Consider the following 25,580-nt stretch of genomic DNA (forward strand, 5'->3'; position numbering starts at 1 on the left):
TAATCCTGCCAGCAAGAGCCGCGCCGACGGATCAAGCCGCACAGGCATTTCGAAATGTCGTCTACTAGCGGAGCAGGTTCACGAGTTGGCGGTAGGCGGCGCGGGTGGGCGGCGCGAGGCGGCGCCAGCTGATGGGGCCGCCGGAACCCAGGTGGGCGTCATAGGGGATTTCGGCGACCGCCCGGACCACGTCACCGAGATATTTGCGGACGTGTTCGGTGACCAGCGGCCCGTCCTTCGGGTGCTGGCGCGTGACGACGATGACCGCTTCGGCCAGGTGGTACTGGCTGTAGTTGTCGTCGAGCCAGATCAGGGCGGGTTTGAGCCGATTCACGGCGTCGGGGCGGGCGGCGAGGGTGATCACCAGCGAGATCCGGGAATCCGACAGCAGCGGGGCGACCATGCGGTTGGTGACGGGCGCGCCGCCGTCGTAGACGGGCAGGCAGCCGGCTTCGACCAGGTCGCGATGCACCGACGAGTAGGTCTCGCGGCGGGGCAGCGCCTCGGGGCCGCGGGGCAATACGCCTACGCCGGAGCTGTTTTCGCCGCAACTGTCGATCACGGTGGACGGCAGGCTGCGGTGGGTCATGCTCAGCCAGGACTGGACGGTCCCCGCGGCGTCGATGGTGTCGCAGCCGCGGGCGGCCAGGTCGCCGCCGGTGGTGGTGGCGTCGACGACGATCGGCGAGTGTTCGCCGTAGTCGTAGGCGGCCGCGCCCGCGATGCCCAGGGCGGTGGTGGTCGCGCCGGAGCCGCCGGAGCTGCCCAGGACGAGAACGGGTGGCAGGTCGGCCCACAGCAGGTAGCCGTTGCGCGGCTGCATGCGCACCATGTCGGTGGGCGCGCCGGGCGGGGCCGGACGCAACAGCAGGGAAAGGTCGGTGGGAGTGGAAGAAAGAGCGGCGGGATGATCCGGGAAATTTTCGGACACTCTAGATTCCTTTGATGCGAGCGGCAGACGATGCTGCGGAATCTTCTGGTCACCACGTCGCGGAGGACGGCTACGCCGGCGTCATCCATCGCGTGCACGATCGGTGGCGCAGCCGGCCCTCTGTCATTTCGCCGTCAACACCCCCACCGCGTCGACGAGCGGCCCCTGCGCCTCGACAACTTCGCTGAAGCCTCGAGTTCTGTCCCCCGGATACCCCCTACCCGCCTAGCTGTCGATCAAGAGAGCAAAAGGGTTGCCGTGCAGTCCCTTTCAGTGTGGCCAGATATTACCTGATCTTGGCATGCAAGCAGCAATATCCATAGCCCCACCGAAACTCCGGCACTGAATGTCAGCGCACCGCCCGAATCGGCACAACCGCGGCCGCCCCCAGCACCGAATGCAGGCCACCGACCAGGAATAGCGGCGGGTACCGCCGAAGCTCACCACCGCCGACGCCACGAAAGGCCCGACGATTTGGGGACCCGCATTGGCGATATCGAGCACCCCCACGTCGCAGACGGCATCTTCGGCATTGGGCAGCATCATGGTGACAGCGCGGTGTCCACGGCCATGAAACAGCCGAAGGCCAGTCCGTTCACCGCGGCGAAGGCCAGCGTGCCGGGCCAGGTCGGGGTGCACAGCGGAATGAGCTGGGCCCCGGCCGCCAGCGCCGCCGAGAGGCCGACGAAACCAGAGCGTGCGAAGAGCACGGGTTCCGGCCGTGGTGCGGCCGGAACCCGTTGCGGTCGAGGCGATCAGCCGATGTCGGCGGTGAGGGGGAGGGCGGTCACCGAGGTGCCGACGTGCAGGGTGAAGGTCCCGGGTTCGATCGCCCAGCCCTGATCGGTCCAGTGCTCGAAGGAGCGCTTGGGCACGTCGATGGTGGCGGTGACGGATTCACCCGGGTTCGCCTCCACCACCGCGAATCCGGCCAGCCAGCGCACCGGCCGGTCGACGTCGCTGTGCTCGCGCGACAGATACGCCTGCACGACCTGACGGCCCCGGCGGTCACCGGTATTGCGGACGGTGACGGTCGCGGTCCGGCCGGACACCGTCAGCTCGTCGAGCTCCCAGGTGGTGTAGCCGAGACCGTGGCCGAAGGGATAGGCCGGGGCCACACCCGATTTCAGCCAGGCGCGGTAGCCGATGTGAATGCCCTCGCCGTAGGGCAGCGCATTGTCGGGTGCGGGCTTGGTGTCGAGCACCGGCACGTCGGCCATCGTTTCGGGCCAGGTGGTGGGCAGGCGGCCGCCGGGTTCGGCGGCGCCGGTGAGCACGTCGGCGAGCGCCGCGCCGAATTCCTGCCCGGGGAACCAGGCAAGCAGCACGGCCGCGACGTCGTCGCGCCACGGCATCTCCACCGGCGAACCGGAGTTCACCACCACGATGGTGCGCGGGTTCACCGCGGCGACCGCGGCGACCAGATCGTCCTGCCTACCGGGCAGCCGCAGCGTGGTGCGGTCGAAGCCTTCGGATTCGATCAGCTCGGTCGTGCCGACGACCACCACCGCCACCTCGGAGGTCCGCGCCAATTCGACTGCGGCAGCGAACTCTTCGTCGTCGGATCGGCGCGGACGGCCGACCGCACAGGTGATGCCCATGGCAGGGAAGCCGTTGTCCGGCATCATGCGCACCAGCACGTCGACCTCCTGCCCCTCGGCGAGGGTGCGGGTCACGAACCGCTGCGGCGGATTCAGCAGCATCTCGACCGGATCGGCGCCGGCGGGCACCACGGTCTCCGCGAGCACCTGCTCGCCGTCCAGTGTCAGGGTCAGCGTGCCCACACCGGCGAACCCGATGCGCCACTCCCCCGCCACGTCGGCCCGCAGTCGTCCGCGCAGCTCGATGGCCTTGGCCTGCAGGGCATTCGGGTTGCCGAAGAGCATGAGGCTGCCCGCCCGCCGATGCTCGGTATCCAGCACGGCGTCGCCGTCGAGGTACCGCAGCGACAACCCCGGCTCGCCGGTCTCGGGGTCGGTGACCAGGTCCAGCGGAACCGGAATCATGTTCTCGCTCAGGTGCACACCCGGTGTGTGGACCACCGGCAGCACCTCCGACAGCCCCTGCAGCGGGGAGGTGGTGTGCGCCGGAATCACGGTCGCACTGCCGCCGCCCATGAAACGCGGTTCGGCGGCGGCGGATCCGAGCAGCGCCACCTGCGCGGGCTTGCCGAGCGGCAGGGTGCCGTCGTTGGCGGCGAGCACCATGGCCTTGGCCGCGGCCTCGCGCACCAGGCGCTGCGACGCCTCGTCGCTGAAGGTCGGAACGGGCTCGGGCGTTCCGTTCAACGCGCCGACCCGGACGGCGAATCGCAGGATGCGCCGCACCTTCTCGTCGATCGCGGACTCGGGCACCTCGCCCTTGCGGACGGCCGCTTCCAGCGGCGCGCCCCACAGCTCCCACGGACCGGGCATGGCCAGGTCGTTGCCCTTGGCCGCGCCGAGGGTGGAGCGCACCGCGGTCCAGTCCGACACCACCACGCCGTCGAAGCCCCACTCCCCCTTCAACGGTTCGTCGAGCAGGTCGTTCTCGGTCATGGTGACGCCGTTGACCGAGTTGTAGGCGGCCATGATCATCCACGCACCCGCCTCGACGGACCGCTCGAACGGGTACAGGTACAGCTCCCGCAGGGTCCGCTCGTCCGCGACCACATTCGCGGTGAACCGCTCGGTCTCGGAGTCATTGGCGACGTAGTGCTTCGGGCACGCGCTCACCCCGTGCGCCTGCACCGCCCGCACGTAGGCGTCGGCGATCTCGGCGGTCAGCATCGGGTCCTCGGAGAAGCATTCGAAATGCCTTCCGCCGAGCGGGGATCGGTGCAGGTTGATGGTCGGCCCGAGTACCGCGTACACATCCTTGCGGCGGGCCTCGGCGGCGATGAGCGCGCCGATCTCGGTGAGCAGGTCGCGATCCCAGGTGGCGGCCAGGGCAGTACCCGAGGGCAGGCTGACCGAGGGGTCGCGCTCGTCCCACTGCTCTCCGCGCACGCCGGACGGGCCGTCGGAGACCGGCATCTCGGCCAGCCCGATGCTCGGTTCGCCCGCGAAGCGGAAGAAGCCCGCGCCCGAGATCAGGCGAATCTTGGCGGGAAGATCCAGCTTCCCGAGGAGGTCGTCGATGACGTCGGTCATTCCTGCTCCTTCCAGAAGGTCACCAGGTCCGCGCTGACCTGTGCGGGCACATCCTCGTTCGGCACATGGCCGGAGCCGTGATAGACGGCGGTCTTCGCGTTCAGCTGCTTCGCGAACCGCTCGTGCACCTCGGGCGCCCACAGGTCATTGGTGTCGCCGTAGGCGACCAGCAGCGGCACACCCGAATCCCGCAGCACCGCCGGATCTTTCACCGGCGGCTCGGCCATGCAGGTCAGGATGCCGATGATATTGGCCTTCTTGGTGCGCAGGATCCGCTCCCGCAGGAACTCCCGGCGCTGCGGCGCGGGCTGCTGGTCGGCCTGGGCCATGACCGCGTTCATCTGCTCCCAGATGACCTCCTGCCCACCGGCTTCCACCGCCTGCGCGACCAGCAGTGGCGGCGGGAAATTGATGTCGGCGACCGAGGAAGGGCCCGACGCCAGCAGGGTGAAGCTGCGGAACCGCTGCGGCCGCTCGATCACCGCGACGCGGGCGACGTAGCCGCCGAAGGAATGCCCGACCAGGTGGATGGGCTCGGCCGGTGAGATCTGGTCGACCACGCCCTGCAGGTCGCCAACGAAATCGGCCAGGGTGTACCCCGAAACCTCCTCGGGCCCTTCGGACTCCCACTGCCCGCGCTGGTCGTAGGCGACCGCCCGGTACCCGGCCGCCGCGAGCAGCGGCAGCATCTCCTCGAAGTCCTCCTTGGAGCCGGTGAAGCCCGGCACCAGCAGCGCGGTGCCGCGGCGCTCGATCCCGGCGGGCGGCTCGACCTCCCATGCGGCCAGCTTCCCGGCTGCTCCGCGCAGCGTGATCGGCGTGATGATCGGGGCCTGACTCATCGGCAATCCCTTCCCTCGTACTGCCCTGTACGGCTGGCACGAGTGTGCCAGTGGAAATCCAGTTTACCGAGTGGTCACTAGGTAATGTTATCGTTTCGTAACCATGATCCGGTTTTGCCTGATCAACCCGCTTGACTAGTGTCCCACCTCATGACGCCCCACCCCCGACGCCGCAGACGGGGCGACGACCGTCGCGAGCAGATCATCGACGAGGCACTGAAAGCCTTCGCCGACAACGGCTATCGCAGTGCCTCCATCGCCGAGATCGCCGACCGCTGCGGTCTGTCCCAGCCCGGGCTGCTGCACTACTTCCCGAACAAGGCCGCGCTGTTGTCGGCGGTCCTCGACTACCGCGACCGCCTCGACTACGACCGCCTCGGGTTCGACCAGCAGCTGCGCGGCAAGGACGCCCTCGTCCGCCTGGCCCAGCTGGTCGAGCACAATATGCACGTGCCCGGGCTGGTCCGGCTGTTCACCGTGCTCACCAGCGAGGCGGTCACCGCCGACCATCCGGCCCACGAGTGGGCATTGAACCGCTACCGCCTGCTCCAGGACTACCTGGCCGGAGCGCTACAGGCGGGCATCGACGACGGCAGCATCCGCAAGGACATCGACCCCGCGGCGATAGCCCGTCAGGTCTTCGCCATGATGGACGGCCTGCAGCTGCAGTGGCTGGTGGATCCCGACACGGTCGACATGGCCACCCTCTTCCGCGCCTACGTCGACGAACTCATCGCCTACATCTCCTAGCGCGTCATCGGGCATCTCGCAGCGGCTCGTCCGGCATTTCCTATCGCTTCATCCGGCCACCGCGTCGCGGAAGTGCTCGGCGAGATCGAGCCCGGCGGCCTGCTCCGGCGTGACCCAGGCATGGTCGTCGTGCTCGTCCGGGTTGAGAATCACCGCGCCACTGCCGTTTTCGCGCACATCGAAGACGCGCGCGTGAATCCGCAGCGGGCGTCCGGCCACATCCATCCACTCGTGCGCCGAGCGCTCACCGAGGACGTCGATGGCCAGACCCGTCTCCTCCGCGACCTCGCGTACCGCGGCCTGTTCGGGTCGCTCCCCCGGCTCGACGCCACCGCCCGGCAATTCCCACCGCCCGGCCAGGAAAACCCTGGCGGCCCTGCGGATCAGCAGGATGGTGCCGGCGCGTTCGATCCGGCAGTACACCAAATGCTTTTCTTTCACCCGTCGATCATGCGCGAACCGGCGGGGACGGATTACGCGGAGTCCGCCGCGTACTGGTACTTCCCGCGATCGAGTTTGCGGACATTGCTGTTGTCGCGCTGCGCCATTCGCCCCAGCGCGACCGCGACGTGGTGGCGGGCGCTGATCGGCAGCTCCACGCCGCGACTCTGGAGCGCGGCGATCACCTCCGCCGGGGTCCAGGTCTGTTCGGGGTGTTCGGCGAGGAAATCGGCCACCACCCGGGGCAGCGAGCGTCCCTGCGACGGCCCGGCCGACTCGGCGGGCTCCGGCACGTCGGTCAGCTGCTCGTCACGGGCGGTGTCCAGCCAGTTCGCGACCGTGAGCAGCTTCGAGCAGGCCGCACGCAATTCGGCTCCGGGCGAACGGATGTCACCGAGGTTGTACATGGCCTGGTAGTAGCGACCGATATTGGTCAGCAGATCGATGGCTTGCTTCTCGGTGTCGGCGACGATGGCTTCGCTGCTGCGACCCGACTGCGCGGCCGCCGCCACTGCTCCCACGTCCACGTCCGACAATCCCCTTCTCTGTTGATCGACAGATGCACGGCTCACCCGACACTAGCCAAGCGGGGTGGCCGAATTGTGAAAGACTACAAGGTCATTGCCGCCTGCGCGCCCCCAACGGCGTTTCGCGTGACCGGAATGCCGGGTTCACTCTGTAAGAAGCGCTGGTTACCGCGGTCCCGCCCGATCGTCGCGAGGCCACCCACCCGCACCCGACACGCTGAACGTTTCGGTGCGGGCGCGTTGCGCGATATTCACTCCGTGGGGAGCACGCTCGAACCAGGCGAGGTCTTCGCCGGCTACCGGATCCTGCGGAAACTGGGGGCCGGCGGGATGGGCGCGGTCTACCAGGCGCGCGATCGGGACCTGCCGCGCTTCGTTGCTCTGAAGCTACTGACGTTGCCCGGCGGCGAGTCGCAGCACCGGGTGCGGTTCCGGCGGGAGGCCGATACCGTTGCGCGGCTGCAGCATCCGAACATCGTCACGGTGTACGCGCGCGGCGAGGAGGACGACCGGCTGTGAATCTCCATGACCTTCGTCGACGGCACCGATGTGGCGCGGGCACTGCGGCCGGGAGCCATGCATCCGGCCCAGGCGGTGCGGATCATCGCCGAGACCGCCGCGGCGCTCGACCACGCGCACGACACCGGGATTCTGCACCGGGATGTGAAACCGGCGAATATCCTGCTCTCCGACGGGCGGCCGGAACAGGCGCTGCTCACCGACTTCGGCATCGCCAAGGCGCTCGACGAGAGCAGGCAGCTGACCCAGCGCGGCGAGATCCCGGCCAGCTTCCAGTACGCCGCCCCCGAGCGACTGACCCGGCCGGGCGAGGCCGATCGACGCGCCGAAGTCTATTCCTTGGGCTGCACGCTCTATCACATGCTGACCGGCCAGCCGCCGTACCCGGGACAGAACGTCGGCCAGATCAAATACGGGCACGCGTACGAGCCGGTGCCGGTGCCGTCGGAGCGAAACCCCGATCTACCAGGGGGTTTCGACGAACTCATCGCGCGCGCCATGGCCAAGGATCCCGGCCGGCGCTGCGGCACCTGCACCCAGATGGCATGGTCGGCGCAACAGATCCTCCGACAACCCGCGCCAGGTGCAGGAGCCGGAGAGGTTTGCGCGAGTATCGGTGTCGAGCCGGTTCGAGTACGAGCCGGTGTCGGGCTGGTTCGCGCGGGTGCCGGTGTCCGGTCGACTCGACTGGGCGCCGGTGGTGCCTGCAGAGCTCCCAACCGGACTCGCTCGAACTGACCCGACTCCCACGCCCATTCGAAGCGGCCCGGCATCGGTGTCCGCGCGAACGGCTCCGGCCCCCGTACCTGCGCGAACCGAGCCCCCAGCCGGGCCCTGACCGGTCTCATGCCCGCGGCCGCGAACCATCACGCTGCAAGCCCTCGGCTGGCACGGAACCGTACAGCAATCCACAGTGAAGGTCACCGATCCCGCGAAGGTCGGCAAGGTGGTCGGCCAGAATCCGGCGGCGGGCACCACGGTCGCCGTCGACGCGACGGTGACCATCACGATCGGCGAGATCGGCACGTCCACCCCGGTGAGCTCATCGATCCCCGTCACGTCATATAGCCGGTGAGCTGACCTCGTATCCCGATGAGTTGACCTCGCGCACGCCGGGATTCGGCCGAGCCGCGCCCACGCCGACCCGGAATCGCTATGTCAGCGCACCTTTCGCACCCGGGTCGTCGTGGCGGTGACCGGTGCACCCTTCCGGTTCTCGGGGCGTAGTTCGGCGATCGGGTTGTCGTCGAGGTCGCGCAGGGTGGAGTGGGGTTCGTTGGCGGCGAAGGCATGTCGCTCACCCCACTGCCGCAGCGCCAGGATGGTGGTGAACAGATCCCGCCCGGCCGCGGTGAGTTCGTAGCTGTGCCGCTTGCCGCCGGGCGCAGTGCTGGTGGTGAGGATGCCGTGGTCGACGAGCCGGCGCAGCCGATCGGTGAGGATATTGCGGGCGATGCCGAGCCGCTGCTGGAACTCGGTGAACGTCGCGGCGCCGTCCATGGCGTCGCGCACGATGAGCAGGCTCCAGCGGTCGCCGACGAGGTCGACGGTGCGGGCGACAGGGCAGGCGGAGTCGGTCCACGGGCGGCCGGAGCCGAGCGTCGCGGTCATGGCACATCCTTCCTATCGGTTGCGATTCGAAACCATTATTGCCTACGCTGCGATTCGTTTCATTTTGCTACCGATTTCGGGAGGCGGAATGGCCCACGGGGTTTCGAGGGCGCAGCGCTGGCTGCTGGCCCTGGTCTGCGCGGTGGCGGTGTCGACGATCTACGCGATCCAGCCGGTGCTGGCGGAAGCGGGCACGGACCTGGGGCTTTCCCCCGGCGCGGTGGGATGGCTGGTGGCCGCCGGCCAGTTCGGCTATTTCGCCGGACTGGTCCTGCTGGTCCCGCTCGGGGATGTGCTGAATCGCCGCCGCCTCATCGGTGCGCAACTCGCGCTGACCGCGGTGGGGACCGCGCTGGTGGCCGCCGCGCCGAACGGTGCCGGCGCGGTGGCGGGACTGGTCGTGTCGGGGGTGTTCGCGGTCGTGGTGCAGGTGACGGTCGCCTATGCCGCCGCCGTGTCCGCCCCGGACGAACGCGGCCGGACCATCGGTGCGATCACCTCGGGTGTGGTGGCGGGCATCCTCGGTGTCCGGGTGCTCGCCGGCGTCCTCGGCGACGCGGCCGGCTGGCGCGCGGTCTACGCGGTACTCACCATCCTCTGCGCCGGGCTCGCCGTGGCCGTCGGCCACTGGCTACATCCGGATACTCGAACGGCCACAACCCGATACACGCGGGTGCTGGCGTCGATCGGACGCCTCGTGTCCGCGGATCGGCTGTTCCTGAGCCGGGGACTGATCGCCTTCTTCCTGTTCGCATCCTTCGGAACCCTGTGGAGCGGACTGGCGCTCCCGCTCGGCGCAGATCCCTGGAACCTGGACACCACCCGGATCGGCCTGTTCGGGCTGGCGGGCCTGGCCGGGGCGTTCGGAGCCGCCCGCGCGGGCCGGTGGGCCGATTCCGGTCGCGCACAGGCGATCACGGGCTGGTCGCTGGCTCTGCTCACGGCGTCCTGGCTGCTCATCGCCCAGACCGGTACCGCGCTGTGGCTGCTCGTCGCGGGAATCATCCTGCTGGACTTCGCTGTTCAAGCGGTACAAGTCAGCAGCCAGCATCTGCTGACGACCGCTCACCCGGCCCGCGCGAGCAGTGTCATCGGCGCGTACATGGCGTTCTACTCGCTGGGATCCGCGCTCGGAGCAGTGACGACCGCCTGGGCCTACCACCAGTGGGGATGGCAGGCGTCCTGCGCTGTGGGAGCGGCCTATTCGCTGTCCGCCCTCGCGGTGTGGGCGCTGACGACTCGACGACGACCGGCGGTACGTGACGGGCTAGGTGTGATGTCTCAGGGCGTTGGTTTCACGGCGTCGAGGTCAAGGACGAGCTGGACTGAGCGGTGTACCACGGCAGGTGTGGCGAGCATTGAGCAGTCGGCAAGCCCCTCCAGTCGACACACCGCCCCCCCAAGATGCTCGGAGGGCCGGTCATGGAAGTCCGCCTAGCCGTAGGCCGATCACCCTGGTATCGGGAAGCCATGGAGTTCCGGCAGGCCCTGAATGCCTGAAAGCCTCAAGAAAAGCTGATCTTTTGAACGCACGAAGAGAACGCGCGTCGCGTTCATCGAAGCTCAGAGGGAGAAGCCACAAGGCCAGTGAACGCAGAAAAGCGCCCCACAGGGAATCGAATCCATGTGGGGCGCTGGTTGGCCTTGTCGAGCCAGTCAAGGAGTTGAGTGTTGAAATCGGCTCTTGTTCGGCAGCTCCGACACCATCCCTGCCAGCATCTTCGCGGCCGTGTGGCGGGTTTCGACCCGGGTGAACCGTGCCCCGAGACGACCGGTCAGGTCCTCGAACTCCTCGCGCCAACGATCGGGGTCTACGATGCCAGGCGCGGCCACCGCCAATTCAGTTGTGTCACGGACAAACACGACTTGATCACCATCACCACCGGTCACGAAGCCCGGCTGGAGTACTAGGGTCGGGCATGTGATGGATGACGAGTTCTACGACTGGGTCGATCAGATCGCGATGGCCGAATCCATTGCCGTCGGACACATTCCACCCATCACGACACCCGTGGAGTTCACGCTCGGAGTCGTGCTCGACGACGGTGCTCCAGACGATTCCGAACGACCTCTACCGTACGTGTCGATACCGCTGCCGCTCGACGCCGAAACCGTGGAGCGCGCGATCGTCGATGCCGCGGCCGAGCTACTGCCAGCCGTCACCAGCGAAGGTTTGCGACCGTGTGCGCTCGCGGTGGACGTCGCAGGGCCGATCACCGATGGCGAGCACATCGCGTGCGTGCTGATCATGAATATGCGAGGACTCATCGAAGGGGTTGCCTACGGCCTCGAAACGGGCGACATGCGCTTCCTGAAAGAACGCGAAGTCATTCCCCCAGAATTCGCCGAAGGCCTACGCGCCGCGCTCCCGATGTTGCAAGAGTATGGGCAGGGTCGGTTCTGATCTGTCCATCGCGGCAAACCTATGACGCGTAAGGCTTCGCGGGTTCGAATCCTGCCGAGGGCATACCCTTACCTGCACTTTTGCGCACAGTTGTCGATGTTCGAAAGTCGATTTCAAAGATGGCCGAGTGCCTTCAGCGGGGGGCATGGCTCGGTCTGACTGCCGACTGCCGCTCGGCTGGAAGGCCCGGCAAACGCACTGAAATGCCGAATGCGGTGTGGTTCAGAGCGAGTATGGCTGCTGTTCGGCTCGTGGTCTGGCGGCTTGGGTCACGGGCGGACGCTCGGCGGGCGAGCACTGCCAGCGTCTTTGCGGACTCGCTCGCAGAGCAGTGAGCGGCTCTGTATCAGCGATCGTCGAGTTGCATCGGTGATGTGTGCCAGCGTTCAACGGCCTGGACCATCTCGCGTCCGAGGTAGTCGAGATATCGGCCGATCTCGGTCAGGCGGAGGCCCGCAGGGGTTGTTGCGCCGAGGATTTCGGCACCGAGGCGGGCTGCCTTGACCTTTTCATCGGAGGCGCGGGCAAGGTTGAGCGTGGTGCGGTACCAGGTGTGATCGTCGATGTAGTACCGGTCGCGGCGCGGCGAATCACGTTCCCGGCGAATGAGATCCCGCTTTTCCAGTGCGCACACAGCTGTCGAGATGGAGGCCGGGCTCACTCCGAGGCGGTGCACCAGCTCGGCGGCGGTGAGACTGCCGGAGTCGGTGAGATGCAGGCAGGTCAGCACCCGCGCTTGCATTCGAGGCATCCCGTCGTACACGAACAGGTCGGTGAACTGCGCCGCAAACGTGTTCACAGCATCGTCCGGGGTGGACTCGGCTGTCGGTGCCGTAGCCGATTGCGGGGGCACGGTTGTCTTGCCTCGTCGTGATCGTGTTGCGGTTGCGCGGTGTGCTCGGTCGGCGCGATACCGGCTGGGTCCGCCGTTGCGCGTTACCTCGCGGCTGACCGTGGAGGCGGGCCGCTCGAGTTGCCGGGCGATCTCGGTGTATCCCAACCCGTCGGCCAGTCCTGCTGCGATGCATTCTCGTTCCTGCAATGTAAGTCTGGCTCCCGGCATCGGTGCGGTTCCCTCTCGGTGTCGTCATGTCGTACCGGCATGCGTTCAACGGCATCTCATTGCAAACTCAAGGGTTCGTTCTTGCATTCTCTGACATGATCATTGCATTCAAGATATTCATTCAATCTGCGGAAACTGCAGTCTCCCACAACATTCTCGTTGAGCGCCGACGGCAGTCGACCTACTGTTCGGTCCCCACTGAACATTAGGTGCTGGAAGGAACCCGATGACCGAACCCGCTCACCACGATGCCGAAACAGCAACCACTGCTCCGACATTCGTGTTCGTACACGGCCTGACCGGTAACAGCTTCTATTGGGCGCCCGTGGTCCGCGAACTGGCCTTGCTCGGCCACCGCAGCCTGCCGGTGGATCTTCCCGGACACGGTCTCGATGCCTCGATACCACTGGCCTACCAGGCCCAGGACATTGCCGCGTTCGCAGCGTCACCGTCACCGATGGCCGCGATCACGGTGCAGGACAACGTCACCCACGTCATCGACGTGGTGCGGAAGGTGCGCCGGCACGGGCCGGTAATCCTGGCCGGGCACAGCCTCGGCGGCATCACGATCGGTTTGGTCGGCAACGCCATACCCGAGGCCGTCCACCGCCTGGTCTACCTCTCCGCATTCTGCCCATCCACTCCAGATGCACCCAGTGCAATGGCACTGAGTCAGACCCCCGAGGCCATGAAAGATGTGGCGGTCCCCAACACCGACCACTCGCTGTTTCTGGGAATGGAACCGGTATCCCGCGGCCTCATACGCTTCAACCTTCGTTCCCCTGATCCCGTGGCCCTGGAGGACTTTCGGCTGACCAACATGCCCGAAGCCACCCTGGAGCAGACATTGACGGTGATCAACTACGGCATGCAACCCGAAGACGGGGCACAGACCAGCTTCGCCGACGCCCGAGTAGAAGCCGACACGTGGGGACGGATACCTCGCAGCTTCATCCGCCTCACCCGAGACAATGTGATCTCTCCGGCGCTGGCCACGAAAATGATCGACGACGCCGACCGCCTCACACCGGACAATCCCTTCGACGTCCACAGTCTCGCATCCGGACACGTAGGTGTCGTCCTACAGGCCCGTGAGCTTGCCGCCATCCTCGACCGCCTCGCCTGAACCAACAACGACTTCTCGAAGATGCCGCCGTGTCCCGAACTCAACTGAGAACCCTCGAGTTTTCGGGGAGCGCCATACTGCGCCAACACATTGTCATGGCGCATGGTGCGCTGACCGAACCGGCCAGCGCGGGGCATCGGAAGATCAACGGGCAGAACGCCGTACGACCGCCAGTAATGCACGCTATTGCCGAGTTGCGGGCGTTCCAATGGCGCTCACGTCTGGTTAAACGACGTGGCAGGCGGGCCGTGGGAGCAGGCTGGAGACTGCACCGAGGATGGCGTCGGCCGCGGAACTGCCAGTGGAAGCAGTGTGAATGGACGAGGGGACAGTGTAATCGGCCGCCATCTGGCTGGCGGGTCCGCCTGTCGCGCTGTTCTGGGTCGCGACCACATGGAACGGGTTGCCGATGCAATCGAGGTAAAGCAAGACGTAATACGTCCCGCCTGACGACGGTGTGGGAGTGAACGGGCTTCCTGCCAGCACTGCACCGTTGATCGTGAACGACACCGGCGTCGAATCCGTCAGATTGGCGGAGACTGCGACGTAAGCGCAGCCGCCGGAGAGCGCGCCGCCGACACAGTCCGCCGTCAAGTTGGTGATTGTCGCCGACGCCGGTGCCGCGGCGACCGCGAGACTGGCCGCCGCAGCAGCGGCCGCGACCGCGAATCCCTTGCCGGTCAGTGATTTCAGAGTCATCGGTGCAGAACCTCTCTTGTTCGATCCCCCCGGAGATTGCTGCCCGGGCGCCCGCAGCCTAGCCACTGAACCAGCATTGCGAACCGAATTCATTTCACATCTTTTGGGGTATTGGCACCCGCCGCGTTCACGACGGTGCAGGGTCGTGTGGCCTCTCCGATCGACCGCCGACCAGTAGCGCGCACCAAGGCGAACCTTGGTGGTGGCCTATCCGAGTTGGGAGTATCCGCTACTGCCGCATACCGCGCTGACCGAACCGGCCAGCGCGAGGCGTCGGCGGCCGGAACCTGTTGCGGTGCAGAACGTCCGCTACTGCCGAGTTGAGTGTGTTCGTTGGTCACGGTCCGCGGTGGCAACGCGGGATTCGGCTAGTGGCTGATCTTTTCCAATTCGTCGATTTCGTTGTCGGAGAGCGACATTCGCGCGCCGACGAGATTCTCGCGCAGGTGGATCGTCGATGAGGTACCTGGGATCAGCAGGATATTCGGTGATCGATGCAGCAGCCAGGCCAGGGCCACTGACATCGGTGTCGCATTCAACCGGTCGGCGACGGCCGACAGCGCCGCGGACTGTAGTGGACTGAAGCCACCGAGTGGGAAGAAAGGTACGTAGGCGATGCCCTGCTCGGCGAGGGTGTCGATCAGTTCGTCGTCTCGACGGTAGGCAAGGTTGTACATGTTCTGCACGCACACGATCGGCGCGATCGTCTGCGCCTCGGCGACCTGTTCGGCCGTCGCGTTGCTCACGCCGAGGTGGCGGATCAGACCCTGCTGCTGGAGTTCGGCGAGGGTCTCGAACGGCCATGCGAGTGAACCGGACTGTGGCCCTTGAGCATTGCCGAGCCGGAGGTTGACCACGTCGAGCACCTCGAGACCGAGCGCTTCCAGGTTCTCGTGGACGGCGCGGCGCAATTCTTCGGGTCGTCGGGCCGGGGGCCATCCACCCTGCTGATCTCGGGTCGCCCCAACCTTGGTCACGATGTGCAGCTGTTCGGGGTAAGGGTGCAGTGCTTCGCGGATCAGCTGGTTTGTGATGCGTGGCCCGTAGGCGTCGGCGGTATCGATGTGGGTGATGCCGAAGTCGACGACCTCGCGCAGGACGGCGAGCGCGCCGTCACGATCGGCAGGCGGACCCATGACCCCAGGGCCGGCGAGTTGCATTGCGCCGTAACCGAACCGGGTAACAGTCAGGTCGCCCAGGGTCCAGGTTCCGCCGGGAAGCGAAGGGGAGGGTGCGTTCATACCTCTGTCTCTCATCTCGAGCCGGTTGGTCTCTGCTGGTGTCCTTCTCCATCATTGACCTGTAACTTCCCCATAGGAAGTAGGCACCTCGAAGTGCGTAACTCACCCACAGGTTGGAGAAGCCGCTGATGGCAACGATGACGGCAGCCCAGAAGAGAGCACAGTCCAAGGCCGAATACGACGCCTTCCTGGCGGCATGCCCGAGCCGCAAACTGCTGGAACGGATCTCCGATAAATGGGTCACACTGATCGTGACCGCGCTCGGCAACGGCGGGTCACATCAGCCCGGCACCCCCTGCGCCGGCGAGCCGCGCTCGATGCGCTACTCGGAGCTGTCGCGCCAGCTGGCAGGCGTCAGCCAGAAGATGCTTACCCAAACCCTCCGCTCCCTGGAGCGAGACGGTCTGATCACCCGCACGGCAATACCGACCGTGCCCGTGACGGTCTCCTACGAACTGACCGACCTCGGCCTCTCGCTGCACCGATTGGTTCGCGAGATCAAGGGCTGGGCCGAAACGCACATGGATGAAGTGCTCACCAACCGTGCAGCACACGACACCCCCGTCGACTGAACCACGCAACCCAAACCCGCCCTCTTCCCCCACTCCAGCAGGACTACTGAATATAGTGAGCGATAGTGAGCTCTCATGCCGCATGGCGCGCTGACCGAACCGGCCAGCGCGGGGCATCGGAAGATCAACGGGCAGCACGCCGTACAGCCGCCGGCAGTGCGCGCTATTGCCGATGAGCGAGCATTCGGCGGACAACCGGATGCCTCCCGGAGAAGTCGACACTATCGGTCGAAGGTGACCGGAATATCCATGCGCCACAGGGACACCGTGCTATCGCTGTACACCCACGTATCCGCGGTGAGTTCCACGGTCGACCCCACCCCGGACCGGCGCAGTGCCGCAACCAGTCGTCGAGCGATGCTGTCGCAGACGTTGGGCACATTCGAAAGCGGTATCTCCCACCAGTTGTCGTCCTCCCACTCGTCATCACCGGTTTGGTCGTAGAGCCATGAGCGTGAGATCCCGGCGTGGTCGGCGACGGATTCGAAGGTGATCCGCGCTCCGGCCTGGTCGAGGTCGTGGAGGGCCGCGATGGCCTCGGCGCGGGTGTTTTCGTGCCGTCGCGGGGCCGCGGTGCGCAGGTATTCGGTGTTGTCAGCGCGCATCGGTGCCGGAATCTGTTGTATCCGTGCCCGAAGGCTTGGGCGTAGCTACGGCGACCCGGTGCAGACCGGGGGCGGTCTGGCCGTAGATATGAGAGCCTGGGGCGTTCAATCCGGCAACCGACAGCATCAGGGTGTCTCGTGAACGTTCGTTCGCGAGACACAAGGTGTGGGCTGTCCGGAACCTAGTGCGCCTGGTTCGCGGCTGTCGATTCCTGGAAGTCGAGGAGTGCTTCTCCGTGCGCCTGCGCCCACTCCGTCAGCATCGCTATCGGTTCCTGGAGCGTCCGGCCGAGCGGGGTCAGGCTGTATTCCACCCGTGGGGGCGCTTCGGCGTACCGCTGTCGGTCGATGAGGCCGTTGCTCTGCAGGCGGCGGAGGGTCTGGGTCAGCACTTTTCGGGAGATCCCGCCGGACAGGGCGACCAGTTCGCTGTGTCGCTTGGGACCGTCTTGGAGCGCATACAAGGTGACTACCGACCACTTGTTCGCGATGACTTCGATTGCTGTGCGCGCAGGACAGTCAGACATGAACATGATTCCTGCAGGGGCACTCACGATCCGAAGGTTACCAAAGGGTACCTATGGGATTCCTAGCGTTGCCATCATGCACATCGCAGCCCTGATCCTGTCCGTCCTGCTCGCTCTGGCGATGCTCCAGTCCGGCGTGATGAAGTTCGTCCGGCCGGCGTGGATACGCCAATTCGCGGAAGCGGTCCACCTCACCACGTCCCAGCTCACCGTACTCGGGAGCCTGCAGATCGCCGCGACGGTCGGTCTCGTCTGGGGCATCTGGTTCCCGCCCTTCGCGATCGCCGCCGCGATCGGGCTGGTGCTCTACTTCGGCGGCGCGATCGTCGCCCACATCCGCAGCGGCGACCGGAACATGCTGGGAGCCGTGGTCTTCCTCGCGTTCTCGATCGCGACTTCAGTCGTGCTCGTTCTCAATGTTCTCGTCGCCTGAGCTCGCGTCTTTACCTCGGCGGCTGGCTGAAGTCGCGGAGAAGTTCCCCACGGGAAAACGACAAGGCCATGTACTCACGAATCTTTCTGCGAACCATAGGCATGAAGCTGCCGATGATGTAAGGCAACGAAGACAGGTCAGAAAGAGACGCCTCAGCCGAGCGGCTGGGGCAGCCTCTCTGTTCGCGCGCGCAGCGCACCATCTCGCCGCGAAATCACCGCCACATTCCGCCGCGAGTCACACGCGAGGCATGTACTGAGAGCCGGGCGCCCGTGCGCGACGCCTGGCTCGGCAGGGCCGAACATCCGACATTGCCGCTGACCGCGCTGACCGAACCGGCCAGCGCGACCCTGCGGAAGATCAACCGGCCGTAGTCATCCGGGACCGGCCACCGACCGCTAGGGGTTCGTGACACCTTGTTCTGATCGACACCCGGCGCGCCGATCGGAACAAGAATCTGGAGAACTACTTCTCCTTCGCTATCCCCGAGCTGACCGCGGGCCGGTCGTCAACGGCGTCGGTCCCGGAAGGCACCGAGGCGGATACTCGTGAAGACCTTCGCGGCAGCATCAGCGCGGGCACGACCGCGACTGCGCCGATCGCGAGTGCCCACCAGTAGGTTTGGGTGAACGCGTGAGTCAGGCTGGGTCAATAGTCCGGCGGGGGCCCGCGGCGCCCGGTCGCGGTGATCTCGCGGGCGAGGCGGCCTAGGTACTCGTCGCCATCGGTGACCCGGTGATCGCCGGTTTCCGGGTCGCGGGTGAGGGTGACCAGTTCCCGCACCGGCACCTCCGGGCGCAGGACCCGCGATGTGTGCACGAATTCGGCGAGTTGCACCGGGGCATAGCTCGCGGCAGCGGCCGGTTCCCGGCCCGGGAGGCAGTCCCTCTCACCGGACGACGTTGCAGACAGTGAAAGCCGCAGGTTGCTGACCTGCGGCTTTCTCAATGGTGGACCCCAGATAGTGCTGCGCTATTTCCCAGACTCGAAACGCCAGCGCTGGTGTGCACCACCGCGAGGGGCCATGATCAGCTCGGTCTTGCCGAACAGTCCTTCATTGCCCGGTGCATAGGTGATGACGTTCTCGGGCTGACCCTCCAGGTAGATATATCCGTCGTTGGTCTGTAACTGAGCGGCCTCGATAGAACCAATACCGACCATCTCCACGTAGTCCGGGTTGTTGCCGTCGCCGAGGCGACTCATGAGATCGGGGCTGATGCGGAGGGCGAAGTTTCCGCGGACGTCTTCTTTGACTGTGTTGATCAACAGGGCGCCGTCGGTGTACCAGCGTTGTCGTGGCTCCCCGGTGACCGAGAGCACCTCGACGGCGGGGTTCCCGGTTTGAGTGGCCATACCGTGACGCTCGTTGTACTCCTGGTTGCCGTCGGTCCTGCTGGTGACGCCGGGCTTGGTGGTGAGGCATAGTCCGGAATCCACCTCGACGATCCGAAACTCACCCGAAGGAAACCCGTTGGTCTGTGGACTGGTCATGACAATAGCCTCCCACCTGCGCAGACGTGCTGTCCGTAGGCGGAGATCGCGTGTCCGTCATCGCAGCTGGGGCGCTGGCACGGCTCTGCCGCTATGTTCTGACGGCCTGTCCGTCGATGTAATAGCCGAGCAGGCCGATCAGCGCCTCATCTCGGGTTTTCCACGGGCCACGGCCTGTGAGGCGGGTGCCGTGGCGTTCGCAGGCTGTCCATCGGCCCCCTGCCGGCGCCGACACGAACTTCTCTGAGCAGGGTTCCAGGTGGGTGCCGTCGTGGTCGGCGAGAGGCGTGGGGAACATCGGTGCGAAAAGTAGCCACCGATGGATTGTGCTGGCCGACAAGGGATATCACGACGCCGAGGGTGCGATAACGCAACCGGCGACGGGCTTGCCACCGCGGAGCAGTGCCGCCATCACCGCATATTCGCAGCGCCCGGCCACGAAGTTCGATGTGCCATCGATGGGATCCACCAGCCGGCAGGCCTGCTTGCCCAATGCTGCGAGAAGGGACGGATCTTCGGCGACGGCTTCCTCGCCGACTACGAGGATATCGAGGATCTCCCTCAGCCCGCGTGAAATCAGTTGTTCGGCTTCACGATCGGCCACGGTCACCAGATCCCCTGGTCCTTTTTCTGTCACATCTCCAGCGGTCAAGCGGCGGAATCGAGGCAAGATCGCTGTCTCGGCAGCGCAAACGAGGACTTGCGCCACTTCATCGATCATGCGGTGAGACCAGACCGAGTCTCGAACAACTCTCCTTCGAGATAGACATTGTGGAACCAACGTCATGAGACACCACAGCTAGGCGGGCGCTTGGCCGAGATACCAGGACAGCAAGCCGGGGTCGTCGACCGCGGCAGGGTCGACGACGCGACCGGGGTCTGCGCCCTGTAGCAGGCGTTTGAGCGGGACTTCGAGCTTCTTGCCGGTACGGGTGTGCGGGATGCCGGGGGCGGCGATGATCACGTCGGGGACGTGGCGGGGCGACAGCGCGGTCCGGATGGTGGCAGCGATCCGCTGCCGCAGCTCATCGGTGAGCTCGCGCCCAGGAGCGAGCACCACGAACAGGGGCATCCAATAGCCGCCGTCGGGCTGTTCGATGCCCAGCACCAGGGATTCGGCGATCTCCGGCAGCGCCTCGACGACCTCGTAGATGTCGGCGCTGCCCATGCGAATACCGTTGCGGTTCAGGGTGGAATCGGACCGCCCGTGCACGATGACGCTGCCGTGCGGTGTGCGGGTGATCCAGTCGCCGTGCCGCCAGACGCCGGGATACATGTCGAAATAGGCGTCGCGGTAGCGGGCGCCGTCGGGGTCGTTCCAGAACGCGACGGGCATGGAGGGCATCGGCTGAGTGACGATCAGCTCGCCCACCGCATCGTGAACGGGGTGACCAGATTCGTCCCAGGCTTCCAGTGCCACCCCCAGATACGGGGCGGACAGCTCGCCGGGCCAGACGGGGACGGTCGGTGTGCCGCCCATGAAGGCCGAGACCACATCGGTGCCGCCGCTGATCGAGGAGACCGGAATGGCACCGACATTGTCGCGCAACCACATCGACGAGGATGCCGGGAAGGCCGCACCGGTGACGCCGATCTGCCGGAGCGCACGCAGATCATGGGCGAGCGCCGGACGGGCGCCCGCCTTCTCACACGCCAGCACGTACCCGGGGCTGGTGCCCAGGACCGTGGCGCGGGTGCGGGCGGCCAACGCCCACAGCACATCCGGCGCGGGATGGCCCGGACTGCCGTCGTAACAGACGATGGTCGCGCCGGTCAGCAGCCCGGAGACCTGGAAGTTCCACATCATCCAGCTGGGGCTGGTGTACCAGAAGAAGGTGTCGTCCGGCCCGATATCGGAGTGCAGGGCAAGGGCTTTCAGATGCTCCAGCAGCACGCCGCCGTGGCCGTGCACGATGCCCTTGGGCTTGCCGGTGGTGCCGGAGGAGTAGAGCACCCAGAGCGGATGCTCGAAATCGACGGGCTCGGTGGCGAGCGCGGGCGGTTGCGGCGCGAACAGATCCTCGGTGGCGTCGTTCCAGTCCAGGACGTCGGGCAGCGTCCGGCCGAGCCGCGACACCAGCACGGTCCCCCGCAACGAGGGCAAACCGTCACGGAGAGCGGCTATTTCGGCGATCTTGTCGTGCGCCTTGCCGCCGTAGCGGTAGCCATCGGCGGTGATGAGCACGACCGGCTCGAGCTGGCCGAGGCGGTCGAGCGCCGCCGCGGCCGTATAGTCCTGTCCGCACGCGCTCCAGACGGCGCCGATACTCGCGGTGGCCAGGAAGGCGATCACGGCTTCGGGAATGTTCGGCAGGTAGCCCGCCACCCGGTCGCCGCGACCGACACCCAGTTCGCGCAGTGAGCGAGCCAGAACCGCGGTGCGGGAGAGCATTTCCGGCCAGGAGAGTTCCCGCGGCGGGTTGTCCTCGCTGAGCGCGATAATCGCGGGCCGGTCGGTGCGGGCGTGCCGGATGATCTGGTCGACGTAGTTGACTCGGGCGCCGGGGAACCATCGCGCCCCCGGCATGTCACTGGAAGCCAGGACCTCGGCGGGCTCCTCGCCGAGCTCGAAGTACTCCCACACTGCCCGCCAGAATCCGGCGATGTCGTCCACCGACCAGCGCCACAGCTCCGCGTAGTCCTCGGTGTGAATCCCGTAGCGCCGCTCGGCAAACCGACCGAAGTCGGTGATCCGCGCCGCCGCCATTGCGCGCTCGTCCGGCACCCACTGCGGCACCGCCGCGACCGCTGCGATCTCGGTCATCGGGCGCTCCACCCGCCGTCCATGGTGTAGGAGGCCCCGGTCACCATCCGCGCGGCATCGGATGCGAGCCAGCCGACCAGCGAGGCCACCTCCTCCGGCTCCACCAGCCGCTTGATCGCGTTGTCGGTCAGCATGATCCGCTCCACCACCTGCTGCTCGGGGATACCGTGCGCTGCGGCCTGATCGGCGATCTGCTTGTCCACCAGCGGGGTTCGCACGTAGCCGGGATTCACGCAGTTACTTGTCACCCCGTGCGGCCCGCCTTCGAGGGCTGTCACCTTCGACAGCCCTTCCAGCGCGTGCTTGGCGGTCACATAGGCCGATTTGAACGCCGAGGCCCGCAGCCCGTGCACCGACGAGAGATTGATGATCCGGCCGTACCCCTGGGCGTACATGTGCGGCAGAGCCGCGCGGGTGAGCAGGAACGGGGCCTCGACCATGAGCCGCAGCATCATGCGGAACCGTTCCGGCGGGAAGTCGGTGATCGGGCTGACGGTCTGGACTCCGGCATTGTTCACCAGGATGTCGGTCTCCAGCCGGAGGTCCTCGAGCGCGGTCACGTCCGACAGATCCACCTGCCATGTCCGCCCGCCGAATTCGGCGGCCACCTTCTCCGCGCCTTCGCCGTCGATATCGGCGACGGTCACCTGCGCGCCGCGGGCGGCGAGCTCGCGGGCGCAGGCCGCGCCGATCCCGCTCGCCCCGCCCGTCACCAGTGCCCTGCGTCCCGCCAGTTCACCCAGAGGTCCGGTCGTCTCGGTCATGCCACCTTCACCTCTGCACTGTCGGGCGTCGAATTGCGCTGCGCTGCGAGGCTTTCCGCGTCGGCCCGGTCGATGGCTGCCAGGTCGGCGCCCTTGGTCTCGCGGGCGAAGAGCACCGCCACCACGGTCACCGCAGCCGAGGCAGCCAGGTACCAGGCGATCGGCACCGAGGATTTGTAGGTCTCCAGCAGCCGCACCGCGATGATGGGCGCGAGCGACCCCGCCACCAGCGAGGTCACCTGATAGCCCAGGGACACACCGGAATACCGCATGCGGGTGGGGAACATCTCGGCCATGATCGCCGGCTGCGCCGAGTACATGAAGGCATGGAACACCAGGCCGATGATGACGGCGCACAGGATGACCGCGTTGTGCTTGCTGTCCATCATCGGGAAGGCGAAGAAACCCCAGGTCGCCGCGGCCACGGCACCCACCAGGTAGACCGGCCGCCGTCCGATGCGATCGCTGAGCCGTCCGACCAGCGGGATGACCAGGAAGTGCACGGTGTGCGCCGCGAGCAGCCACCACAGGATCACCTTGGTGTTCGCTCCCACATGGACTTTCAGATACGTGATGCTGAAAGTGACCACGAGATAATAGAAAACGTTCTCGCCGAACCGAAGTCCCATGGCGGTGAACACACCTCGCGGATAACGCTTCAGCACCTCCAGCGCGCTGAAGGAGTTCGCCTTCTCCTGCTCGGCCAGCTGTTGCGTGGCCACGAAGATCGGCGCGTCGGTGATCTTGGTGCGTACGTAGTAGCCGATCAGCACCACCACAGCCGACAGCCAGAAGGCCACCCGCCAGCCCCAGGACAGGAACGCCGCGTCCGACAGTGTCGAGGTCAGCACCAGCAGCACGATGGTGGCGAGCATATTGCCCACCGGCACCGCCGCCTGCGGCCACGACGCCCAGAACGCGCGGCTGCGGCTCGGACTGTGCTCGGCGACGAGCAACACCGCGCCGCCCCACTCTCCTCCGACCGCGAAGCCCTGGATGAACCGCAGCACCACCAGCAGTACCGGGGCCAGATAGCCGACCTGCCCGAAGGTCGGCAGGCAGCCCATCAGGAAGGTGGCCGCGCCGACCAGGATCAGGCTCAGCTGCAGCAGCTTCTTGCGCCCGTACTTGTCGCCGAAGTGCCCGAAGACGATGCCGCCCAAGGGCCGTGCCGCGAAGCCGACGGCGTAGGTGATGAAGGCCGCCAGGATGGCGTCCAGGTCGCTGGTGCCCTTGGCGAAGAACACCTTGTTGAACACCAGCGTCGCCGCGGTGCCGTAGAGGAAGAATTCGTACCACTCGACCACGGTCCCCGCCATGGACGCGGCGACCACGCGCCGTAATCCGGCCAGGCCGCCGCGGGCTTCCGGTTCGGTATCCGGGAGGCTCATCGCACAACTCCTTCACGCTCGGGCCGCCTCACCCCTCATCTGTGATGCGGCCCACATACTTCGATGCCAAGGAGTATTCGTGCACATTCGGCGCGCCCGCAATGACCAGATCCGCAGCCACAATCTGCAAGAATGCAGAAATGAGCGTGACCTCCACCACAACCCGCCTCAGCCCCGACGATCTACTGGTGCTGCTCGCGGTGGGCCGCACCGGCCGCTACGTCTCGGCGGCGGAGGAACTGGGCATCAACCACACGACCATCTCGCGGCGCATCGCGGCGCTGGAGCAGGCGCTCGGCGGCCGGGTGCTGATTCGCGGTGCGAGCGGATGGGAGCTCACCGATCTGGGCCGGGAGGCGCTCACCGCGGCCGAGGCCATCGAATCCGCGGTCCGCTCGCTGACCTCCGACACCCCGGAACTCGAAGGCGTGGTGCGCATGTCGGCCACCGACGGGTTCAGCGCCTACGTGGCCGCGCCCGCCGTCGCGAGGATGCAGCGCCGTCATCCCGGGCTGTCGGTCGAGATCGTCACCGCCACCCGGCTGGCATCCCTGCAGCGGTCGGGCTTCGATATCGAAGTGGTGGTGGGCAAACCGCAACTGCGCCGCGCCCGCGCCATCGCTCTGGGCGATTACACGCTCGGGCTCTACGCCTCCCACGGCTATCTCGCCGACCACCCCGCCCCGGAGGCTCTCGAAGACCTGTCCCGCCACCCGCTCGTCTACTTCATCGACTCCATGCTCCAGGTCGACGACCTCGACCTGGCCCCCACCTTCGCGCCCGCCATGCGCGAATCCATCTCCTCCACCAATGTTTTCGTGCATGTGGAGGCGACCCGGGCGGCCGCCGGGCTGGGACTGCTCCCCTGCTTCATGGCCGACCGGCACGCCGACCTGGCCCGCGTGTTGCCGGAAATCGCGGTGCGCCTGACCTATTGGCTCGTCGCGCGCCCGGAAACCCTGCGCCGCCCCGAAGTCGCCGCCCTCGTCGAGGCGCTGCGCGAGCAGGTGGACACCCACCGCGACATGCTCATGGGTTCAGCCACCTCACCGGATCACTGACGGCGAACCGGTATCCGAACCACCGGGCACGACACCTCGACAGATCACGCCATGGGAGAACCAGGAACTTGATCCGCCGAACGGGTCGGCGTAGGGCCCACCGCCGATCGGACCCGCCACCGGCCCCCGAATTCGGGTATGGAGCTGGATTCGGTGACCACGCCGCGAATTCACTCACGGGCATAGCGACACCGCGGCCGATTCTCGCCAGCGTGGGCAGTGAGCGTCGATGACCATCGTGAGCATGACAACGGATGCGATGACCACCCTGCGGGCCTTCTATGCGGCCGAGGCCGCCTACCTCACCGAGGGAGCCGAGTTCGAGGAGGTGGCTCGGTATCTGGCGCCGGATGTCGTGATGCACCAGGCCGCGAGCCTGCCTTACGGCGGGCAGTGGCACGGGCACGACGGCATGCGCGAATTCCTCGCCGCTATGGGAGACAGCTGGGACGGCCTGTGGTTCGACGAGCAGCACTTCCTCAGCGAAGGGGAACGGGTCGTCGCCTACAGCCGAGGCCAGCTGCGTGCCCGGCGCACCGGACGGGTACTGGAAACCTCGCTGCTGCAATGGATCAGCTTCCAGGACGGTCTGATCACCGAATTCCGGCCCTACTATCACGACACCTCGGCGGTCCTGGCCGCTCTGGCCGAGAACGCCTGATCACCGGGGCACCGGCCCACGATCGC

Annotated in this window: 28 protein-coding genes and 2 pseudogenes; 10 read left to right on the forward strand and 20 right to left on the reverse strand. The window is 66.5% G+C overall.

The annotated features are described in order from the left end of the window. Window positions 1–64 precede the first annotated feature (64 nt). The 4 genes from ACFXHE_RS20755 to ACFXHE_RS20770 form a co-directional block, all read right to left on the reverse strand. Complete coding sequence (locus ACFXHE_RS20755) at window positions 65–931, reverse strand: MinD/ParA family protein (protein ID WP_379385275.1); 867 nt, start codon at window positions 929–931, stop codon at window positions 65–67. 542 nt (window positions 932–1,473) lie between these two features. Continuing rightward, window positions 1,474–1,641, reverse strand: coding sequence for a hypothetical protein (locus ACFXHE_RS20760; protein WP_379385276.1), 168 nt, complete (start codon window positions 1,639–1,641; stop codon window positions 1,474–1,476). A 45-nt stretch (window positions 1,642–1,686) separates the two neighbouring features. Beyond that, a complete protein-coding gene (locus tag ACFXHE_RS20765; protein ID WP_379385278.1) occupies window positions 1,687–4,062 on the reverse strand; it encodes a beta-glucosidase in 2,376 nt (791 codons plus the stop codon). Further along, window positions 4,059–4,904, reverse strand: coding sequence for an alpha/beta fold hydrolase (locus ACFXHE_RS20770; RefSeq protein WP_379385280.1), 846 nt, complete (start codon window positions 4,902–4,904; stop codon window positions 4,059–4,061). The genes ACFXHE_RS20765 and ACFXHE_RS20770 overlap by 4 nt, the downstream gene beginning before the upstream one ends. 150 nt (window positions 4,905–5,054) lie before the next feature. Here ACFXHE_RS20770 and ACFXHE_RS20775 point away from each other — a divergent pair, with 150 nt between their 5' ends. After that, a complete protein-coding gene (locus ACFXHE_RS20775) occupies window positions 5,055–5,654 on the forward strand; it encodes a TetR/AcrR family transcriptional regulator (protein WP_354843674.1) in 600 nt (199 codons plus the stop codon). 48 nt (window positions 5,655–5,702) lie between these two features. On the opposite strand, the gene ACFXHE_RS20780 is transcribed toward ACFXHE_RS20775, so the two are convergent. Together ACFXHE_RS20780 and ACFXHE_RS20785 are read right to left on the reverse strand one after the other, a co-directional pair. After that, complete coding sequence (locus tag ACFXHE_RS20780; RefSeq protein ID WP_379385282.1) at window positions 5,703–6,095, reverse strand: NUDIX hydrolase; 393 nt, start codon at window positions 6,093–6,095, stop codon at window positions 5,703–5,705. Window positions 6,096–6,127: 32 nt separating this feature from the next. Next, window positions 6,128–6,622: a hypothetical protein gene (locus ACFXHE_RS20785; protein ID WP_379385284.1), complete on the reverse strand. Its 495-nt coding sequence runs from the start codon at window positions 6,620–6,622 to the stop codon at window positions 6,128–6,130. A 135-nt stretch (window positions 6,623–6,757) separates the two neighbouring features. Between ACFXHE_RS20785 and ACFXHE_RS20790 the strand changes: the two are divergent. Both ACFXHE_RS20790 and ACFXHE_RS20795 read left to right on the forward strand, forming a co-directional pair. Then, window positions 6,758–7,879 (forward strand): annotated as a pseudogene (locus ACFXHE_RS20790) (serine/threonine-protein kinase). Between the two features lie 133 nt (window positions 7,880–8,012). Then, window positions 8,013–8,216 (forward strand): PASTA domain-containing protein, encoded by a 204-nt coding sequence (locus ACFXHE_RS20795; protein WP_379385397.1) that lies wholly within the window; start codon window positions 8,013–8,015, stop codon window positions 8,214–8,216. Between the two features lie 83 nt (window positions 8,217–8,299). On the opposite strand, the gene ACFXHE_RS20800 is transcribed toward ACFXHE_RS20795, so the two are convergent. Continuing rightward, entirely contained in the window at window positions 8,300–8,752 is a 453-nt protein-coding gene (locus ACFXHE_RS20800; RefSeq protein WP_379385285.1) for a winged helix-turn-helix transcriptional regulator, read from the reverse strand. Between the two features lie 88 nt (window positions 8,753–8,840). On the opposite strand from ACFXHE_RS20800, the gene ACFXHE_RS20805 reads away from it, so the two are divergent. Beyond that, a complete protein-coding gene (locus ACFXHE_RS20805; protein ID WP_379385287.1) occupies window positions 8,841–10,190 on the forward strand; it encodes an MFS transporter in 1,350 nt (449 codons plus the stop codon). Window positions 10,191–10,408: 218 nt separating this feature from the next. Here the strand turns inward: ACFXHE_RS20805 and ACFXHE_RS20810 are convergent, their stop codons facing one another. Then, window positions 10,409–10,642: a hypothetical protein gene (locus tag ACFXHE_RS20810; RefSeq protein WP_379385288.1), complete on the reverse strand. Its 234-nt coding sequence runs from the start codon at window positions 10,640–10,642 to the stop codon at window positions 10,409–10,411. 31 nt (window positions 10,643–10,673) lie between these two features. Here ACFXHE_RS20810 and ACFXHE_RS20815 point away from each other — a divergent pair, with 31 nt between their 5' ends. Continuing rightward, window positions 10,674–11,156: a hypothetical protein gene (locus ACFXHE_RS20815; protein ID WP_379385290.1), complete on the forward strand. Its 483-nt coding sequence runs from the start codon at window positions 10,674–10,676 to the stop codon at window positions 11,154–11,156. 346 nt (window positions 11,157–11,502) lie between these two features. On the opposite strand, the gene ACFXHE_RS20820 is transcribed toward ACFXHE_RS20815, so the two are convergent. After that, window positions 11,503–11,955, reverse strand: coding sequence for a GbsR/MarR family transcriptional regulator (locus tag ACFXHE_RS20820; RefSeq protein WP_379385399.1), 453 nt, complete (start codon window positions 11,953–11,955; stop codon window positions 11,503–11,505). Window positions 11,956–12,096: 141 nt separating this feature from the next. Further along, window positions 12,097–12,219 (reverse strand): annotated as a pseudogene (locus ACFXHE_RS20825) (helix-turn-helix domain-containing protein); the annotation flags it as partial. A 226-nt stretch (window positions 12,220–12,445) separates the two neighbouring features. On the opposite strand from ACFXHE_RS20825, the gene ACFXHE_RS20830 reads away from it, so the two are divergent. Then, window positions 12,446–13,345 (forward strand): alpha/beta fold hydrolase, encoded by a 900-nt coding sequence (locus tag ACFXHE_RS20830; RefSeq protein ID WP_379385291.1) that lies wholly within the window; start codon window positions 12,446–12,448, stop codon window positions 13,343–13,345. Window positions 13,346–13,570: 225 nt separating this feature from the next. Here the strand turns inward: ACFXHE_RS20830 and ACFXHE_RS20835 are convergent, their stop codons facing one another. Both ACFXHE_RS20835 and ACFXHE_RS20840 read right to left on the reverse strand, forming a co-directional pair. Beyond that, window positions 13,571–14,044, reverse strand: coding sequence for a hypothetical protein (locus ACFXHE_RS20835; protein WP_379385293.1), 474 nt, complete (start codon window positions 14,042–14,044; stop codon window positions 13,571–13,573). Between the two features lie 368 nt (window positions 14,045–14,412). Next, window positions 14,413–15,285: an aldo/keto reductase family oxidoreductase gene (locus ACFXHE_RS20840; RefSeq protein ID WP_379385295.1), complete on the reverse strand. Its 873-nt coding sequence runs from the start codon at window positions 15,283–15,285 to the stop codon at window positions 14,413–14,415. A 128-nt stretch (window positions 15,286–15,413) separates the two neighbouring features. Here ACFXHE_RS20840 and ACFXHE_RS20845 point away from each other — a divergent pair, with 128 nt between their 5' ends. Then, window positions 15,414–15,857, forward strand: a complete 444-nt coding sequence (locus ACFXHE_RS20845) for a winged helix-turn-helix transcriptional regulator (RefSeq protein WP_379385297.1) — start codon at window positions 15,414–15,416, stop codon at window positions 15,855–15,857. Between the two features lie 221 nt (window positions 15,858–16,078). Here the strand turns inward: ACFXHE_RS20845 and ACFXHE_RS20850 are convergent, their stop codons facing one another. Further along, window positions 16,079–16,462 (reverse strand): hypothetical protein, encoded by a 384-nt coding sequence (locus ACFXHE_RS20850; RefSeq protein ID WP_379385298.1) that lies wholly within the window; start codon window positions 16,460–16,462, stop codon window positions 16,079–16,081. A 182-nt stretch (window positions 16,463–16,644) separates the two neighbouring features. Further along, a complete protein-coding gene (locus tag ACFXHE_RS20855) occupies window positions 16,645–17,016 on the reverse strand; it encodes a winged helix-turn-helix transcriptional regulator (protein WP_379385299.1) in 372 nt (123 codons plus the stop codon). A gap of 49 nt (window positions 17,017–17,065) precedes the next feature. Here ACFXHE_RS20855 and ACFXHE_RS20860 point away from each other — a divergent pair, with 49 nt between their 5' ends. Beyond that, window positions 17,066–17,422 (forward strand): DoxX family protein, encoded by a 357-nt coding sequence (locus ACFXHE_RS20860; protein WP_379385300.1) that lies wholly within the window; start codon window positions 17,066–17,068, stop codon window positions 17,420–17,422. A gap of 648 nt (window positions 17,423–18,070) precedes the next feature. Here ACFXHE_RS20860 and ACFXHE_RS20865 read toward each other — a convergent pair. The 6 genes from ACFXHE_RS20865 to ACFXHE_RS20890 all read right to left on the reverse strand — a co-directional run bounded on the left by ACFXHE_RS20865 (window position 18,071) and on the right by ACFXHE_RS20890 (window position 23,832). Further along, window positions 18,071–18,259, reverse strand: a complete 189-nt coding sequence (locus tag ACFXHE_RS20865) for a hypothetical protein (protein ID WP_379385301.1) — start codon at window positions 18,257–18,259, stop codon at window positions 18,071–18,073. A 135-nt stretch (window positions 18,260–18,394) separates the two neighbouring features. Beyond that, complete coding sequence (locus ACFXHE_RS20870; RefSeq protein WP_379385303.1) at window positions 18,395–18,913, reverse strand: hypothetical protein; 519 nt, start codon at window positions 18,911–18,913, stop codon at window positions 18,395–18,397. 346 nt (window positions 18,914–19,259) lie between these two features. After that, complete coding sequence (locus ACFXHE_RS20875; protein ID WP_379385305.1) at window positions 19,260–19,634, reverse strand: inositol monophosphatase family protein; 375 nt, start codon at window positions 19,632–19,634, stop codon at window positions 19,260–19,262. Between the two features lie 78 nt (window positions 19,635–19,712). Beyond that, window positions 19,713–21,677, reverse strand: a complete 1,965-nt coding sequence (locus tag ACFXHE_RS20880) for an acetoacetate--CoA ligase (protein WP_379385307.1) — start codon at window positions 21,675–21,677, stop codon at window positions 19,713–19,715. Further along, on the reverse strand, window positions 21,674–22,420 hold the full coding sequence (locus ACFXHE_RS20885) for a 3-hydroxybutyrate dehydrogenase (protein WP_379385401.1): 747 nt from the start codon (window positions 22,418–22,420) through the stop codon (window positions 21,674–21,676). The genes ACFXHE_RS20880 and ACFXHE_RS20885 overlap by 4 nt, the downstream gene beginning before the upstream one ends. A 17-nt stretch (window positions 22,421–22,437) precedes the next feature. Then, on the reverse strand, window positions 22,438–23,832 hold the full coding sequence (locus ACFXHE_RS20890) for an MFS transporter (RefSeq protein WP_379385309.1): 1,395 nt from the start codon (window positions 23,830–23,832) through the stop codon (window positions 22,438–22,440). 140 nt (window positions 23,833–23,972) lie between these two features. Between ACFXHE_RS20890 and ACFXHE_RS20895 the strand changes: the two genes are divergently transcribed. Both ACFXHE_RS20895 and ACFXHE_RS20900 read left to right on the forward strand, forming a co-directional pair. Continuing rightward, on the forward strand, window positions 23,973–24,893 hold the full coding sequence (locus ACFXHE_RS20895) for a LysR family transcriptional regulator (RefSeq protein ID WP_379385311.1): 921 nt from the start codon (window positions 23,973–23,975) through the stop codon (window positions 24,891–24,893). 244 nt (window positions 24,894–25,137) lie between these two features. After that, window positions 25,138–25,554 carry a nuclear transport factor 2 family protein gene (locus ACFXHE_RS20900; RefSeq protein ID WP_379385313.1) on the forward strand — a complete coding sequence of 139 codons (417 nt, stop codon included), beginning with the start codon at window positions 25,138–25,140 and terminating at the stop codon, window positions 25,552–25,554. Window positions 25,555–25,580 lie beyond the last annotated feature (26 nt).

It is taken from the genome of Nocardia sp. NPDC059229, assembly GCF_042754165.1.
GTDB lineage: Bacteria > Actinomycetota > Actinomycetes > Mycobacteriales > Mycobacteriaceae > Nocardia.

Excerpts from the sequence above, each read along its gene's own strand:
- ACFXHE_RS20765 (WP_379385278.1), bottom strand. The coding sequence starts at position 4,062 with ATGACCGACGTCATCGACGACCTCCTCGGGAAGCTGGATCTTCCCGCC.
- ACFXHE_RS20770 (WP_379385280.1), bottom strand. The coding sequence starts at position 4,904 with ATGAGTCAGGCCCCGATCATCACGCCGATCACGCTGCGCGGAGCAGCC.
- ACFXHE_RS20775 (WP_354843674.1), top strand. The coding sequence starts at position 5,055 with ATGACGCCCCACCCCCGACGCCGCAGACGGGGCGACGACCGTCGCGAG.
- ACFXHE_RS20800 (WP_379385285.1), bottom strand. The coding sequence starts at position 8,752 with ATGACCGCGACGCTCGGCTCCGGCCGCCCGTGGACCGACTCCGCCTGC.
- ACFXHE_RS20805 (WP_379385287.1), top strand. The coding sequence starts at position 8,841 with ATGGCCCACGGGGTTTCGAGGGCGCAGCGCTGGCTGCTGGCCCTGGTC.
- ACFXHE_RS20830 (WP_379385291.1), top strand. The coding sequence starts at position 12,446 with ATGACCGAACCCGCTCACCACGATGCCGAAACAGCAACCACTGCTCCG.
- ACFXHE_RS20835 (WP_379385293.1), bottom strand. The coding sequence starts at position 14,044 with ATGACTCTGAAATCACTGACCGGCAAGGGATTCGCGGTCGCGGCCGCT.
- ACFXHE_RS20840 (WP_379385295.1), bottom strand. The coding sequence starts at position 15,285 with ATGAACGCACCCTCCCCTTCGCTTCCCGGCGGAACCTGGACCCTGGGC.
- ACFXHE_RS20845 (WP_379385297.1), top strand. The coding sequence starts at position 15,414 with ATGGCAACGATGACGGCAGCCCAGAAGAGAGCACAGTCCAAGGCCGAA.
- ACFXHE_RS20850 (WP_379385298.1), bottom strand. The coding sequence starts at position 16,462 with ATGCGCGCTGACAACACCGAATACCTGCGCACCGCGGCCCCGCGACGG.
- ACFXHE_RS20860 (WP_379385300.1), top strand. The coding sequence starts at position 17,066 with ATGCACATCGCAGCCCTGATCCTGTCCGTCCTGCTCGCTCTGGCGATG.
- ACFXHE_RS20870 (WP_379385303.1), bottom strand. The coding sequence starts at position 18,913 with ATGACCAGTCCACAGACCAACGGGTTTCCTTCGGGTGAGTTTCGGATC.
- ACFXHE_RS20875 (WP_379385305.1), bottom strand. The coding sequence starts at position 19,634 with ATGATCGATGAAGTGGCGCAAGTCCTCGTTTGCGCTGCCGAGACAGCG.
- ACFXHE_RS20880 (WP_379385307.1), bottom strand. The coding sequence starts at position 21,677 with ATGACCGAGATCGCAGCGGTCGCGGCGGTGCCGCAGTGGGTGCCGGAC.
- ACFXHE_RS20890 (WP_379385309.1), bottom strand. The coding sequence starts at position 23,832 with ATGAGCCTCCCGGATACCGAACCGGAAGCCCGCGGCGGCCTGGCCGGA.
- ACFXHE_RS20895 (WP_379385311.1), top strand. The coding sequence starts at position 23,973 with ATGAGCGTGACCTCCACCACAACCCGCCTCAGCCCCGACGATCTACTG.
- ACFXHE_RS20900 (WP_379385313.1), top strand. The coding sequence starts at position 25,138 with ATGACAACGGATGCGATGACCACCCTGCGGGCCTTCTATGCGGCCGAG.